Origin of the sequence: Streptomyces sp. NPDC051578 (assembly GCF_044454045.1) — a bacterium.
GTDB lineage: Bacteria > Actinomycetota > Actinomycetes > Streptomycetales > Streptomycetaceae > Streptomyces.
In genome coordinates this window covers 24288-36575 of the sequence record NZ_JBITDH010000003.1, presented here as the reverse complement: position 1 = coordinate 36575, position 12288 = coordinate 24288, and the positions used below count along the sequence as shown (strand labels likewise).

Sequence of the window (12288 nt, the reverse complement as noted above, 5' to 3'; positions counted from 1 at the left end):
CGCCGTGGTCCCGCTCTGCGAACCCCCGCCGCCCCGGCCGCTGCGCGACTACGCCCTCCTCGCGGACGGTGAGCGCGGCGCACTGGTCGGGCCTCAGGGGGACCTGGTGTGGCTGTGCGTGCCGCGCTGGGACAGCGACGCGGTGTTCGCGGCGCTGATCGGCGGCCCGGGCTGGTACCGGATCGCGCCGGAGGAGCCCGCCGTGGCCGGCGGCTGGTACGAGGAGGGCTCGCTGATCTGGCGGGGCCGCTGGACGGGCCGGTCCGGTGTCGCCGAGTGCCGCCAGGCGCTGGCGTACCCGGCCGACCCGCACCGCGCGGTGGTGCTGCGGCAGCTGCGGGCGGTGGACGGCCCGGCCCGCGCCGGAGCCTGCCTCCAGCTGTCGGCGGCGTTCGGCGACGCGCCCGTACGGGGCCTGCGGCGCGCGGAGGACGGCAGCTGGACGGCGCGGGCCGGCGGGCTCCACCTGCGCTGGTCCGGGGCTCCCGGGGCGCGGGTCCGGGAGGAGGGCGGCCGGCCGCTGCTGTCCGCGGAGCTGCGGCTGGAGGAGGGCGGCGTCCACGACTTCGTCCTGGAGTGCTCGGACCGGCCGCTCGGGCCGCCGGAGCCCGCCCACCGGCTGTGGCGGGCCACCGAGGCCCACTGGCGCGAGCGGGTCCCGGACGGCTTCGACGGCGCCCTCGGGGCACGGGACGCCCGCCTCGCCTACGCCGTGCTGCGCGGGATGACGGGCGCGGGCGGCGGCACGGTGGCCGCGGTCACCACCAGCCTGCCCGAAGGGGCCGAGCAGGGCCGCAACTACGACTACCGCTACGTGTGGATCCGGGACCTGTGCTACGTCGGCCAGGCCGTCGCCGCGGCGGGCCCCCATCAGCTGCTGCACGACACGGTACGGTTCCTGACCGCCCGGCTGCTGGAACACGGAGCCCGGCTGCGCCCGGCCTACACCGGCGCGGGAGGGCCCGTCCCCGGCATGCGACGGCTGGACCTGCCCGGCTACCCCGGCGGCTACGACGTGATCGGCAACCGGGTCAACCGGCAGTTCCAGCTCGACGTGTTCGGCGAGGCGCTGCTGCTCCTGGCGGCCGCCGCCCGGCACGACGCCCTGGACGACGACGGCAGGCGGGCGGTACGGATCGCGGCCGACGCCGTCGCCGAACGGCACATGCGGCCGGACGCGGGGATCTGGGAGCTCCACGAGGCGAACTGGACCCACAGCCGTCTCATCTGCGCCGCGGGCCTGCGCGCCGCCGCCGCCGACTGCGGGGCCGGCGCCTCCCGGGCGGCCCGGTGGGCGGCGCTCGCCGACCACATCGTGGCCCGGACCGCCGCGGACGGACTGCACCCCGGCGGCCGCTGGCAGCGCTCACCCGACGACCCGGGCTGTGACGCGGCGCTGCTGCTCCCGGCGCTGCGCGGCGCGCTGCCGGTCACCGACCCGCGCACCCGGGCCACGGTGCGGGCCGTGGCGGACGAACTCGGCCGGGACCACTACCTCTACCGGTACCGGCACGACGACCGGCCGCTCCAGGACGCGGAGGGCGCCTTCCTGCTGTGCGGGTTCGTGATGGCGCTGTCCGAGCACCGCCAGGGCCGGCCGGTGGAGGCCGCGCGGTGGTTCGAGCGCAACCGCGCCGCCTGCGGGCCGCCCGGCCTGTACGCGGAGGAGTTCGACGTCGTGCGGCAGGAGTTGCGCGGCAACCTCCCCCAGGCCTTCGTACACGCCCTGCTGCTGGAGTCCGCGGTACGGCTGGGCCGGGACCCGGGGAACGGCGGACTCAGGGAGGCTCGGGGATGAAGGGGAGGTACTCCTCCTCTTCATCCCCGGTGGGCAGGACGACGTAGCTCGCCTCGGGGAGTTCGTTCCACACTCCGGGCAGGTCACCCAGCGGTTCGGAGACCACCAGGCGGGTGTCGTCGGAGACCTTCCGCAGGTAGGGCAGCTCCGGGTACAGCTCGCGCACGGTGTCGGCCCTGCTGCTGTAGAACAGCGACCGGGCCCTGCCCTGGCTGGAGTAGCGGAACGCCCACACCTTCTGCCCGTCGCTGACGGCGACCGTCATCTGGAGCGGGGCGTCCACCCCGTGCTCCTTGCCGAGGCGTTCGACCAGCCCCGCCATCCGGGCCACCGCGCCCGGCACGTCCTGGTCGAGACCGAAGGTGACGGCCAGGTAGAACATGACCTCGGAGTCCGTGGAGCCCTCGATGGAGGAGAACAGGGCCGGGTCGACGGCCATGCACAGGTCCCGCTGGAGCCGGTGGAAGTCGGTGATCGCCCCGTTGTGCATCCACAGCCACCGGCCGTGCCGGAAAGGATGGCAGTTGGTCTGCTGAACGGCCGAGCCGGTCGAGGCGCGGACGTGGGCGAAGAAGAGCCGCGAGCTGACGTGGGCCGCCAGCTCGCGCAGGTTCCGGTTGTTCCAGGCCGGTCCGATGTCACGGAACACCGCCGGGGTGCCGTCGCCGTGTTCGCTGTACCAGCCGATGCCGAAACCGTCGCCGTTGGTCGTCTCGACGCCCATCCGGGCGTGCAGGCTCTGGTTGATCAGCGAGTGCTCGGGACGGTAGAGGACGGTGTCGAGCAGGACCGGCGATCCCGAGTACGCGAGCCAGCGGCACATCGGTGGCACCCCTTTCAGCACATGGTTCGAGCCTAACGCGGCGGGCGGTGGCGGGCCCGGCGGTCACAGGGGTGTCCGCAGCGCGCTGGCGCCCTGCCGCCACCGCTCCAGCAGCAGGGTCCCGAGGCGGTCGTCCAGCAGGACGGTGGCGTCGGCGCCGAAGGCGATGTCGCTCTCCAGGGCGGGCTCGTCCTCCAGCAGGCCGGCGATGACCTCACGGCGTACGAGCTGCTCGTGGACGGCGTCGGCCTCGACGTGCTCGGCGTAGAAGTGCTCGGCGGCGGGCCCGGCGCCCAGGCGGCGCATCGCCGCCGCCATCCGGCGCGAGCCCGGTGAGGAGGTGACCTCGACGCAGGCGAAGTGGCCCACGAGGGCTCCGCGCAGCGCCCGGTGCAGTCCGAACAGGGACATGAGGTTCACGGTCGCGAGGGCCTCGGCCGGGGCGGCGTCCAGGTAGTGGTTGTAGTCGGTGTTCAGGCCCAGGTCCGTCATGAGGCGGGCGAAGAGCTCGGCGTGCACACGGTCGGCGTGCCCGGCGCCGAACTCGTCGTACTCGATGGCGGCCATGGCGGCCTTCGCCCGCCCGCGCAGGCGCGGGATGACCCAGACGTGGGGGTCGGCCTCCTTGAGGTGGTACAGGGAGCGCATGGCGCAGTACTCGCGCACCTGCCCGATGTCCCCGTCGTGCTCCAGGTGGCCGCTGACGCTGCCGGAGTGGTCGACCGGCTCCAGAAGCAGTTCACCGAAGGCCTGGTCGACGGTGCGGCCCGAGGGGACGTCGGCGCGCAGCGCGGCCAGGAAGCGCTGCTCCAAGGCGCCGCGCAGGGTCAGGAGTCCCGGGTCCCACTCGCGGCTGTCGTCGACCCCCTCGAAGCCCCGGTAGTGGAGCTCGTAGAGCAGGTAGAGGGCCACGTGCAGGTCGTCCCCGTACGGGTCCGCGCCGTGGGCGGTGGCGGGGTCCGGGAGCGGGGCGGCCGGGTCGCGCAGGGCGGCGGCCACGGCGGCCGAGAGGGGGCCGCGCGGGGGCGGTAGGCGGCTCGCGGTGGACGGATGGGGGCGGGTGGTGCTCGCCGTCACGGGTGGATCCTCCTCAGGGGCCGGTAGGCGTCACGGGGTGCGGGGGCGTCACGGGGTTCCGGGGTGTCGCGGGGTGCGTGGGCGTCGCGGGGTTCCGGGGTGCTGCGCAGCGGGTGGGCGCCGGAAGGCGCGCCGGCGCGGATGACGACCAGTTCCTCCGTCGTCTCGTCCGGCCCCAGCAGGCCCTGTTCGCGCAGCCACGGGAGCCGGGAGCGCAGGACCGGTCCGAAGGGGATGCGGGCCCGGTCCACGACCTCGGCCCGCATCCCGGCGGCGGCCAGCCGTTGCAGCGTCCTGTCGGTGCCGCACAGGGCCGAGTGCACCATCAGCAGCGTGCCGTGCGGCTTGAGCAGGCGGGGGGCCGTCGAGCAGATGCGGTCCACGATCTCGCGCCCGTCGTTGCCCGCGTCCCAGGCCCGGGCCGGCCCGCGGGTGGGCAGCCCCGGGTCCGGGGCGGGTACGTAGGGCGGGTTGCTGACGACCAGGTCGAAGGGGCCCAGTTCCTCGGCGCTCGCCACGCTCCCCCGGCGGACGGTGACCGGCTGCCGCATCCGCAGGGCGTTCAGGCGGACGGTCAGCGCCGCCCGCCAGGAGATGTCGACCGCGGTCACCCGGGCTCCCCGGCGCGCCGCGTACAGGGCCAGTGCGCCGCTGCCGGTGCAGACGTCCAGGACGTCCATGCCCGGTGCGACCTCGCTCCGTACGGCTTCGGCCAGGAGACAGGTGTCCTCTTGGGGGGCGTAGACCCCGGGGAGGGTCCACAGGCGGGCGAATTCGTGGCGCGCCCGTGGGAATCCGAGGCTCAGCGTCATCCAGCACCTCCGTGGTCGGTCGGTCATCGGGCGGCTACCCCGTCCCGGGCACACCACACGTACCGGCAGGTGTGCGGCCGCGTGAGGTGGGGAGGCGCCGGGCAGAGCAGTCCGCTTCTGCGACGGAGGAGAGACCATGCGCGCATTGACCTGGCAGGGCAAGCGGGACGTGCGGGTGGAGACCGTTCCGGATCCCCGGATCGAGGACCCCACGGACATCGTCGTCAAGGTGACGTCCACCGGTATCTGCGGATCCGACCTGCACCTCTACGGGGTCCTCGGGCCGTTCCTGGAACCCGGGGACATCCTCGGCCACGAGGCGATGGGCCTGGTCGAGGAGGTGGGCGCGGACGTGAAGACGCTGCGGCACGGCGACCGGGTGGTCATCCCGTTCAACGTGTCCTGCGGCGACTGCTTCATGTGCGGCCAGGGCCTGCACTCGCAGTGCGAGACCACCCAGGTGCGGGAGTACGACAAGGGCGCCTCGCTGTTCGGTTACACCAAGCTCTACGGCCAGGTGCCGGGCGGCCAGGCACAGTACGTACGGGTGCCGTTCGGTGACAGGCTGCCGATGAAGGTGCCCGACGGGCCGCCGGACGAGCGGTTCGTGTACCTGTCGGACGTGCTGCCGACCGCCTGGCAGGCGGTGGAGTACGCGGCCGTGCCGCCGGGGGGCAGCGTCGCCGTCCTGGGTCTGGGGCCGATCGGGCAGATGGCCGCCCGCATCGCCCTGCACCGCGGAGCCCGGCTGGTCATCGGCGTGGACCTGGTGCCGGCCCGGCTGGAGCGGGCCAGGTCGTCCGGGGTGCACGCGCTGGACCTCAAGGAGCACGGAAAGCGGCTGGTGGAGGCCGTACGTGAGCTCACCGACGGCCGCGGGCCGGACTCCGTGATCGACGCGGTGGGCATGGAAGCCCACGGCGCCCCGCTGGCGTCCGCCGCGCAGCGCTTCACGGGCCTGCTGCCGGACGCCGTGGCGCGGCCGCTGATGGAACGGGCCGGGGTGGACCGGCTGACGGCGCTGTACACCGCGATCGACCTGGTGCGCCGGGGCGGCACCGTCTCCGTGTCGGGCGTCTACGGCGGGGCGGCCGACCCGATGCCGCTGCTGACCATGTTCGACAAGCAGATCCAGCTGCGGATGGGACAGGCCAACGTGCGGGCCTGGGTGGACGACATCATGCCGCTGCTGGAGGACTCCGACCCGCTGGGGGTCGAGGGCTTCGCCACGCACACCATGCCGCTCGACGAGGCCCCCCGGGCGTACGCCATGTTCCTGGCCAAGGAAGACGGCATGATCAAGACCCTGCTGCAGCCCTGAACGGGCCCACGACGCCGTAGGCCCGGACAGGGCCTACGGGGCGAGGGGCGCGGTGGCCAGGCCCGCGCCCTCGCGCAGGCCCGCGAGGAACTCCTGCACCGCCTCCAGCGCGGTGTACCGGGGCTTCCAGCCCAGTTCCGCACGGGCCCGGGAGCTGTCCAGCAGCGGGAGCCGCAGCACCGCGTCGAACAGGTCGGGGGACGCCGGTACGGCGCGCAGCCGCCAGGCGGCGGACAGCGCGGCCCGGACCGGCGCGGCCGGCAGCCGTAGGACCCGGGCCTCGAAGACCGCGGCGAGCCGCTCCGCGTCCAGCGGCGGTTCGGCGGCGAGGTTGAAAGCCCCCCGGACGGGCCGGGTGACCGCGGCGGCATAGGCGGCCGCTGCGTCATCGGTGTGCAGCGCCTGGAGGCGCAGGCCGGGCAGGTCGGGGACGACCGGGATCAGGCCGGGCCGGATCAGCCGGCCGGGCAGCAGCCGGCCCGCGAAGATCCGCCGCTGTTCGGAGGCGGCTTCCCGCTTGAAGAGGAACGCGGGGCGCATGCGTACGACGCGGATGTCGGGGTGGGCGCCCTCGTAGGCGTCCAGGACGCGTTCCAGGTAGGACTTCTCCCGGGTGTACGCGGCCTGAGGCCAGCCGTGGGTGGGCCAGGACTCGTCCACGGCGCGGTCCTTGGGGCCGGGCGAGTACGCGCCGACCGAGGAGGCGTGGACGAGGGCGGGCACACCGGCGGCGGCCGCGGCCTCGAACACGCGGATGCCGCCGAGGACGTTGGTGCGCCAGGTCTCGGCCGGGTCGTGCGTGGGCTGGAACTTCCAGGCCAGGTGGACCACGGCGGCCGCGCCCTCGAAGAGCGGGACGAGGTCGGCGCCGCCGGGTTCGATGTTCACGGCACGCCACTCGGTGCCGTCCGGCCGCCAGTCGGGGAGCCTGCGGGCGAGTCCGAGGACGGAGCCCACGGCGGGGTGGTCCACGAGGGCCCGCACCACGCTGGTGCCGACGTTGCCGGTGGCGCCGACCACGACGACGCGCAGGCCGGCCGCCGGTCCGGGTCCGGCCGGGGGTGTCGAGGTCATGACTGCCCCCTTCCCGCGGTGGGCTGTGTCTGCCGTACGCCGGCGAACGGACTGTCGTCGAGTCGGGCGAGCAGCTCGGCCGGGTCCTCGTAGACCGCGCGGGCCCCGGCCTCTTCCAGGTCGCGGCGGGGAATGCCGCCGCACAGCAGGCCCACGCAGGCGACCTCGGCCCGCGTCGCCGCCTTCATGTCCCACACGCTGTCGCCGACGAAGACGCTGGCGTGGGCGGGCGCGTCGGCGAGGTCGAGTGCGTGGTGCACGGGGTCGGGAGCGGGTTTGCCCTCGCTGACGTCGTCGGCGCTCGCGGTGGCGGTGATGGCGTCGTCCGCGCCGATCGCCCGCCTCAGCGCCTCCAGTTCGGTGCTTCCGGCGGAGGTGACCAGTACCACCCGCCACCCGCGGCCGTGGAGGGTGCGCAGCAGTTCGGCGGCGGAGCCGAAGCCGGGCAGCCGGTCGAAGTACGTCCCGTAGAGGGTGTCGTGGGCGGCTTTGAGCGCGTCGTCCTGACCGGTGTCACGGTCGTCGCCGAGCAGGTGGGCGATCAGGTCCTCACCCGGAAGGCCGATCGCGCGGTGGACGGCGTGCATCGGCACGTCGTGACCGGCTTGCCGCAGCGCTTCCCACCACGACGTCACATGAAGGTGATTGGTGTCGACCAGCGTCCCGTCGACATCGAACAGGGCGGCGCGGTTCATTCGTTTCCTCCCGTACGGCCGGTGTCCCGGGCGCGGTGCGGGGCCGGTCGGCGACCGGGACCCGCCGGTCGCTCACTTGCCCAGCTTGTCCTTGAGCTCGGCCTTGTTCATGGACGAGCGGCCGTGCAGGTTCTTGCGCTTGGCCTCCGCGTAGAGCTGGTCGTACGTCGGCCCCTGGGCGCCGGTGTGGGAGTGCCGGCCGCCGCGCTCGGACGAGGACATGTCCTCCAGGGAGGTCCTGCTCGCCGTCTTCGACTCCCCTGCCCGTGCGCGTTCCTTGTTGACGGTGCGGGCGGCGATCTCCTTGGCGCGCTCGGTGCTCTCGCCGCGCTCTTCCGCGCTCTCCTTGATGTGCTCGTACTGCCGCTCGCGCTTGGGACTGGATCCGCGGGGCATGGTCACTCCTTCGTCGGTGTCCGGTGTGTGTGGTGTGCGTTCTGGTGTTTCGGTTCACCCGTGCGGGGCCCGCAGGCCCCGGGACGGCACCCCGTCCGCGCGGATCGCCGCACGCGCGTGCGCGACGACGAAACCGCTGCGCGGCCGGGTCGGCATGCGGTGGAGCGGGATCGTCAGGTCCTGTTCCGGGACCTCGCAGTCCAGCTCGGCGAGTGCGCGGACGATGGCCGTCAGCAGGACGACTGCGATGTCCTCGCCCGGGCAGCGGTGTCCGGTGCGGGCATCGCCGCCGCCCTGCGGTACGAGGTCGTTCGACGGAGGTTCGCGGCCGACGAAACGGCAGGGGTCGAAGTCGCAGGGGTCGGGCCAGAGGTCCGGGTCGTGGTTGCGCCCGTACAGGTCCAGCAGGAGGAGGGTGCCCTCGGGGACCTCGGTGTCGCGCCACCGCAGGTCACGGGCGGCGAGACCGCCGACGAAGGGCGCGAAGGGGTAGAAGCGGCGCACCTCGTGGGCGAAGGCACGGGCGTACGTCCCGTCGTCCCCTCGGAGCCGGTCCCGGTGGACGGGGGCGCTGTGCAGGGCGTGCGCGGCGAAGACCGCGAACCAGGACAGGGCCACCGTGGGACGGATGACGTTGAGCAGTTCCACCGCCGCGGTGTGCGGGTCCAGCAGGTGGCCTTCGGCGTCGCGGTGCCAGGCGACGGTGGCCAGCGCGGAGCGGGGCCTGCTGTCGGAGGTGGCCGGGGCGGCCGCCCCGCGCAGCTCCGTCACGGCGCGGGACAGGGCCCGCTCCTGCCGGGCCCGGGCTCGGCGGGCCTTGAAGTGGCGGGGGCCGGCCGTGGCGAAGCCGTCGACCGTGGCCAGGCAGTCCTCGGCCAGGGAGCGCGCGGCGCCCTCCGAGAGGGGCAGGCCCGCCCAGTCGCACACGGCTCCGGCGAGCACGGTGGCCACCTCGTCGAACAGGACCACCTCGCGACCGTGCCAGCCGGCCACCGCGCGCGGCCAGCGGGCGGCGAAGCGTTCGGTGAGCGCGGCGATGCCGCCCTCGGCCATGAGCAGCGAGACGAACATGTCCTTGCGGACCCGGTGGCGGTCTCCGTCGAGGGTGTGCACCGCGCCCCGGCCGAACAGGGTGTCGAGGACGGGCCCGGGGAGGGCGCCCTCCCGCAGGACGTTCTTCTCGTCGTAGAAGAACTCCACCGATCCGGGCCCGTCGAGGACGACCGTCCGCCGGCCCATGAGCCGGGTGACGACCGGTCCCTCTCCGGCACGCTCCTGCAGGCCGGGCAGCCAGGCGTAGCCGCGGGCCAGCAACGAGGCGGTGCTGTCGATCACGGAAGTGAACATACGCGGCGCCTACCCGCTGCGCCGCCCGGCACTCGCGCCGGTCAGGGTGGGTAGGGGCGTGCGGAGGCGGCCGCGGGGGGTAGGCGAGGGGTCGGAGGGCCACGAGGGCCCCTGGGGACGCGAGGAGGAGGCCGACGATGAGCGGTAGCGGACGGACGGGCGCGACGGGAGCGGACGGCGGGATGCAGGACAAGGCCCAGCGGCCGGGGATCGGCCGTGAGGAGCAGGTGGCCGAGACCCCCGAGCAGGACGGGCGCACGCGCGGCCGGAGCAAGGAGGAGTCGACGCGCCGACGCCCGGGGGAGGCGCCCGCCCGGCAGGACGACGGCGTCGGCGAGGAGGCGTAGAAAGGCGTGGGCGAAACCTCCGGGCCACACGGCCGAACGGGTTTCGGCGGCCCGTGACCGGCAAGGCGGACCGTATGAACGCGAAGCGATCCGAGGCATCCGCGGCGCCCGGGGCGGCAGCGCCCGCAGCGGCCGCCCCGACGGCACGGCACATCACCGAGCCCGACGGCCCCGAGCTGGTGGAGGGGCCCGTGGAGCGGCCCCGGCGGGACGGTTCCACGGCCCGTTCCGAGCGCCCCGTGGTGGCCGTGTGCACCTGCCGGCGGAGCCGGATCTTCCCCTGGTGCGACACCAGCCACCGCGCGAGGGCCCACGGAGACGGTGCCCCGGATACGCCCGAGCGGGAAGGAGAGCGACCATGAGCACCTCGCCGACCCCCGGCAGGGTCGTCGTCGTCACCGGGGCCAGCGGCGGCGTCGGGCGCGCCGTCGCACGCGCCTTCGCCGCCCGCGGCGACCGGCTCGTGCTGGTCGCCCGGGGCGGGGCGGGTCTGGAAGGGGCCGTCCGGGACGTCGAGGCGCTGGGTGGGAAAGCCCTGGCGATCGAAGCGGACGTCGCCGACCCGCAGGCGGCCGAAGCCGCCGCACAGCGGGCCGAAGAAGAGTTCGGGCCCCTCGACATCTGGGTCAACGTCGCCTTTACGTCGGTGTTCGCGCCGTTCACCGAGATCAGCCCGGAGGAGTTCCGCCGGGTCACCGAGGTCTCCTACCTCGGATACGTGTACGGGACCCACGCGGCCCTGCGCCGGATGCTCCCGCGCGACCGCGGCACCCTCGTCCACGCCGGTTCCGCCCTCGCCTACCGGGGCATTCCGCTGCAGAGCGCGTACTGCGGGGCCAAGCACGCCCTCCAGGGCTGGCACGAGGCACTGCGCTGCGAACTGCTCGCCTCGGGCACGGGGGTCCGCACCACGATGGTGCAGCTGCCCGCGCTGAACACGCCGCAGTTCGACTGGGTGCTGTCGCGGCTGCCCAGGCGCGCGCAGCCCGTGCCGCCGATCTACCAGCCGGAGGTCGCCGCCCGGGCCATCCTGTACGCCGCGGAGCACCCGCGGCGGCGGGAGTACTGGGTCGGCGGCAGCACCGCGGCGACGCTCATGGCCAACGCGGTCGCGCCGGGACTGCTCGACCGTTACCTGGCCCGTACGGGCTTCGACTCCCAGCAGACCGACACCCCGTCGGGAGACGACGAGCCGGCGAACCTGTGGCGGCCCGCGGACACCCGGCGGGACTTCGGGGCGCACGGCCGCTTCGACGCGTCGGGGCGGACGCGGAGCTTCCAGTGGTGGGCCACCCGTCACCGGGGCGTCCTCGCCGCGGCGACGCTCGGCGGCGCCGGCGCGGCGGCCCTCGCCTGGGGCCGCCGCGGACGGAGCTGATCCGCCGGCACGCCGAGCCGATACGTGAGGTGAGGGGGCGGGGGCAACTGCCCCGGCCCCCTCACCGTGTTCAGCGGATCAGGTGTGGAGAAGGCGGTTGAAGAAAGAGCGGTAGCGCTGGAGCGCGATCCGCAGGTCTTCCGTGACGGGCTCCTCGCCCTTGCTCCACTGGCCCTCCAGCTCCTGCTTGTGGGAGGAGAAGGTACCGGCCAGGGTCTGCATCACCTCGGCGACGAGGGTGTCGGCGGACCTGACCGCTTCCTGCGGGTCGTCGACGAAGCGGCCCTGTATCTCGCCCCACCGCCTGCGGAACTCCTCCGCGTCGGGGCCCGCGAGCAGCGGCTCGTCCGACGTCTCGCCCGCCGCGCCCGTGCCCTCCCGTGTGCCGGCGGCCGTCGTGGCCGCCTCGTCCGCCCGCACGGGTCCGTCTTCCCTCAGGTCGTCCCCGGTCGCGCCCCGCACGCCGGTGTCCTCTTCCGCGCGCTCGTCGATGCCTGCGCCCTCGTCGATGCCTGCGCCCTCGTCGCGGTCGCCCGTCGCCTCACCGGGGTAGACGGCGGTGCTCCGCCCGTCGGATCCCGGATGGGCGAGGCTCTCCGTGGTCAGGCCGCCCTCGTCGTCGGGCCTGCCGAGCGTCTCGTCGCGATCCTGCATGTCATCGGCCTCCTTGGTCACCGAGCAGCTCCTGGAACAGGGCGCGGTAGTGCACCATCGCCCCGCGGAGCTCCTCCGTCGTCGCCTGTCCTTCGCTGCTGCGCGCGTTGACGGCGTGCGCGGCGCGGTAGTGCTCCAGCGTGCTTCCGTGCTCGACCGAGAGGTCGCGCACCTGCTCCCCGAACCCGTCGGTCGGGTAGCCGCGTTCCCTCATGAGCCGCGTCACCAGCTCGTCCGCCTGGGCCACCGCCCCCTCGGGGCGGTCCACGAAGCGTTCCTGGACGCCCTGCCACTCCTCGGCGTACTGGGTGCGGCGCGCGGGGGGCAGTTCCTTGATGTCCAGCTTCTCGTGGCGCTGCTCGCGGGCGCGCAGCTCACGCTCGGCGGCCAGCCGGCCCCCCTCGTCCTGGACGGTGCGGTCGTACTCGGGGCCGAACCGCTCCCGGAGGTGCCGTCGGCGCGAGACCAGCCAGAGCCCGGCCGCGATGGCGATCAGTACCACCACTACGGGAACGATGATCGCGATGAGCGTGCTTGTCGACATGGGGGCCTCCACTCGGGGCCGT

13 protein-coding genes and 1 pseudogene are annotated in these 12288 nt (G+C 74.3%); 5 read left to right on the top strand and 9 right to left on the bottom strand.

Annotated elements, in window-relative coordinates; genetic code table 11:
- Positions 1 to 4: 4 nt before the first annotated feature.
- The gene (locus tag ACIA6C_RS16215; protein ID WP_399276313.1) at positions 5 to 1798 is read left to right on the top strand and encodes a glycoside hydrolase family 15 protein; all 1794 of its coding nucleotides are present in this window, start codon (positions 5 to 7) and stop codon (positions 1796 to 1798) included.
- Here the strand turns inward: ACIA6C_RS16215 and ACIA6C_RS16210 are convergent.
- The 3 genes and pseudogenes from ACIA6C_RS16210 to ACIA6C_RS16200 all read right to left on the bottom strand — a co-directional run.
- Positions 1779 to 2621 (bottom strand): class II glutamine amidotransferase, encoded by an 843-nt coding sequence (locus tag ACIA6C_RS16210; protein ID WP_366081413.1) that lies wholly within the window; start codon positions 2619 to 2621, stop codon positions 1779 to 1781. The genes ACIA6C_RS16215 and ACIA6C_RS16210 overlap by 20 nt on opposite strands.
- A gap of 63 nt (positions 2622 to 2684) precedes the next feature.
- Positions 2685 to 3698, bottom strand: a complete 1014-nt coding sequence (locus tag ACIA6C_RS16205; protein WP_399276311.1) for an iron-containing redox enzyme family protein — start codon at positions 3696 to 3698, stop codon at positions 2685 to 2687.
- A 134-nt stretch (positions 3699 to 3832) separates the two neighbouring features.
- Positions 3833 to 4510: pseudogene (locus tag ACIA6C_RS16200) on the bottom strand (HemK2/MTQ2 family protein methyltransferase); the annotation flags it as partial.
- A 136-nt stretch (positions 4511 to 4646) separates the two neighbouring features.
- Here ACIA6C_RS16200 and ACIA6C_RS16195 point away from each other — a divergent pair.
- Positions 4647 to 5831 (top strand): zinc-dependent alcohol dehydrogenase, encoded by a 1185-nt coding sequence (locus ACIA6C_RS16195; protein WP_399276309.1) that lies wholly within the window; start codon positions 4647 to 4649, stop codon positions 5829 to 5831.
- Positions 5832 to 5864: 33 nt separating this feature from the next.
- Here ACIA6C_RS16195 and ACIA6C_RS16190 read toward each other — a convergent pair whose 3' ends face one another.
- From ACIA6C_RS16190 to ACIA6C_RS16175, 4 genes are all read right to left on the bottom strand, one after another.
- Positions 5865 to 6905 (bottom strand): NAD-dependent epimerase/dehydratase family protein, encoded by a 1041-nt coding sequence (locus ACIA6C_RS16190; protein ID WP_399276307.1) that lies wholly within the window; start codon positions 6903 to 6905, stop codon positions 5865 to 5867.
- Complete coding sequence (locus ACIA6C_RS16185) at positions 6902 to 7600, bottom strand: HAD family hydrolase (protein WP_399276305.1); 699 nt, start codon at positions 7598 to 7600, stop codon at positions 6902 to 6904. Before ACIA6C_RS16185 ends, ACIA6C_RS16190 begins: the two co-directional genes overlap by 4 nt.
- 72 nt (positions 7601 to 7672) lie before the next feature.
- Positions 7673 to 7996, bottom strand: coding sequence for a plasmid stabilization protein (locus ACIA6C_RS16180; RefSeq protein ID WP_366081419.1), 324 nt, complete (start codon positions 7994 to 7996; stop codon positions 7673 to 7675).
- A gap of 54 nt (positions 7997 to 8050) precedes the next feature.
- On the bottom strand, positions 8051 to 9331 hold the full coding sequence (locus tag ACIA6C_RS16175; protein WP_399276303.1) for a cytochrome P450: 1281 nt from the start codon (positions 9329 to 9331) through the stop codon (positions 8051 to 8053).
- Positions 9332 to 9480: 149 nt separating this feature from the next.
- On the opposite strand from ACIA6C_RS16175, the gene ACIA6C_RS16170 reads away from it, so the two are divergent.
- From ACIA6C_RS16170 to ACIA6C_RS16160, 3 genes are all read left to right on the top strand, one after another.
- On the top strand, positions 9481 to 9690 hold the full coding sequence (locus ACIA6C_RS16170) for a hypothetical protein (RefSeq protein ID WP_399276301.1): 210 nt from the start codon (positions 9481 to 9483) through the stop codon (positions 9688 to 9690).
- A 74-nt stretch (positions 9691 to 9764) separates the two neighbouring features.
- The gene (locus ACIA6C_RS16165; RefSeq protein WP_399276299.1) at positions 9765 to 10052 is read left to right on the top strand and encodes a CDGSH iron-sulfur domain-containing protein; all 288 of its coding nucleotides are present in this window, start codon (positions 9765 to 9767) and stop codon (positions 10050 to 10052) included.
- Positions 10049 to 11068, top strand: a complete 1020-nt coding sequence (locus tag ACIA6C_RS16160; RefSeq protein ID WP_399276297.1) for an SDR family oxidoreductase — start codon at positions 10049 to 10051, stop codon at positions 11066 to 11068. Before ACIA6C_RS16165 ends, ACIA6C_RS16160 begins: the two co-directional genes overlap by 4 nt.
- 78 nt (positions 11069 to 11146) lie before the next feature.
- Here the strand turns inward: ACIA6C_RS16160 and ACIA6C_RS16155 are convergent, their stop codons facing one another.
- Together ACIA6C_RS16155 and ACIA6C_RS16150 are read right to left on the bottom strand one after the other, a co-directional pair.
- Positions 11147 to 11722 carry a hypothetical protein gene (locus ACIA6C_RS16155; protein ID WP_399276295.1) on the bottom strand — a complete coding sequence of 192 codons (576 nt, stop codon included), beginning with the start codon at positions 11720 to 11722 and terminating at the stop codon, positions 11147 to 11149.
- A 1-nt stretch (position 11723) separates the two neighbouring features.
- Positions 11724 to 12266, bottom strand: coding sequence for a hypothetical protein (locus ACIA6C_RS16150; RefSeq protein WP_399276293.1), 543 nt, complete (start codon positions 12264 to 12266; stop codon positions 11724 to 11726).
- Between the last annotated feature and the right edge of the window lie 22 nt (positions 12267 to 12288).

What these genes read in the sequence shown, in the direction of transcription:
- ACIA6C_RS16170 (WP_399276301.1), top strand. Translation starts at nt 9,481, where the DNA reads ATGAGCGGTAGCGGACGGACGGGCGCGACGGGAGCGGACGGCGGGATG.
- ACIA6C_RS16150 (WP_399276293.1), bottom strand. Translation starts at nt 12,266, where the DNA reads ATGTCGACAAGCACGCTCATCGCGATCATCGTTCCCGTAGTGGTGGTA.
- ACIA6C_RS16185 (WP_399276305.1), bottom strand. Translation starts at nt 7,600, where the DNA reads ATGAACCGCGCCGCCCTGTTCGATGTCGACGGGACGCTGGTCGACACC.
- ACIA6C_RS16195 (WP_399276309.1), top strand. Translation starts at nt 4,647, where the DNA reads ATGCGCGCATTGACCTGGCAGGGCAAGCGGGACGTGCGGGTGGAGACC.
- ACIA6C_RS16190 (WP_399276307.1), bottom strand. Translation starts at nt 6,905, where the DNA reads ATGACCTCGACACCCCCGGCCGGACCCGGACCGGCGGCCGGCCTGCGC.
- ACIA6C_RS16165 (WP_399276299.1), top strand. Translation starts at nt 9,765, where the DNA reads ATGAACGCGAAGCGATCCGAGGCATCCGCGGCGCCCGGGGCGGCAGCG.
- ACIA6C_RS16160 (WP_399276297.1), top strand. Translation starts at nt 10,049, where the DNA reads ATGAGCACCTCGCCGACCCCCGGCAGGGTCGTCGTCGTCACCGGGGCC.
- ACIA6C_RS16180 (WP_366081419.1), bottom strand. Translation starts at nt 7,996, where the DNA reads ATGCCCCGCGGATCCAGTCCCAAGCGCGAGCGGCAGTACGAGCACATC.
- ACIA6C_RS16210 (WP_366081413.1), bottom strand. Translation starts at nt 2,621, where the DNA reads ATGTGCCGCTGGCTCGCGTACTCGGGATCGCCGGTCCTGCTCGACACC.
- ACIA6C_RS16155 (WP_399276295.1), bottom strand. Translation starts at nt 11,722, where the DNA reads ATGCAGGATCGCGACGAGACGCTCGGCAGGCCCGACGACGAGGGCGGC.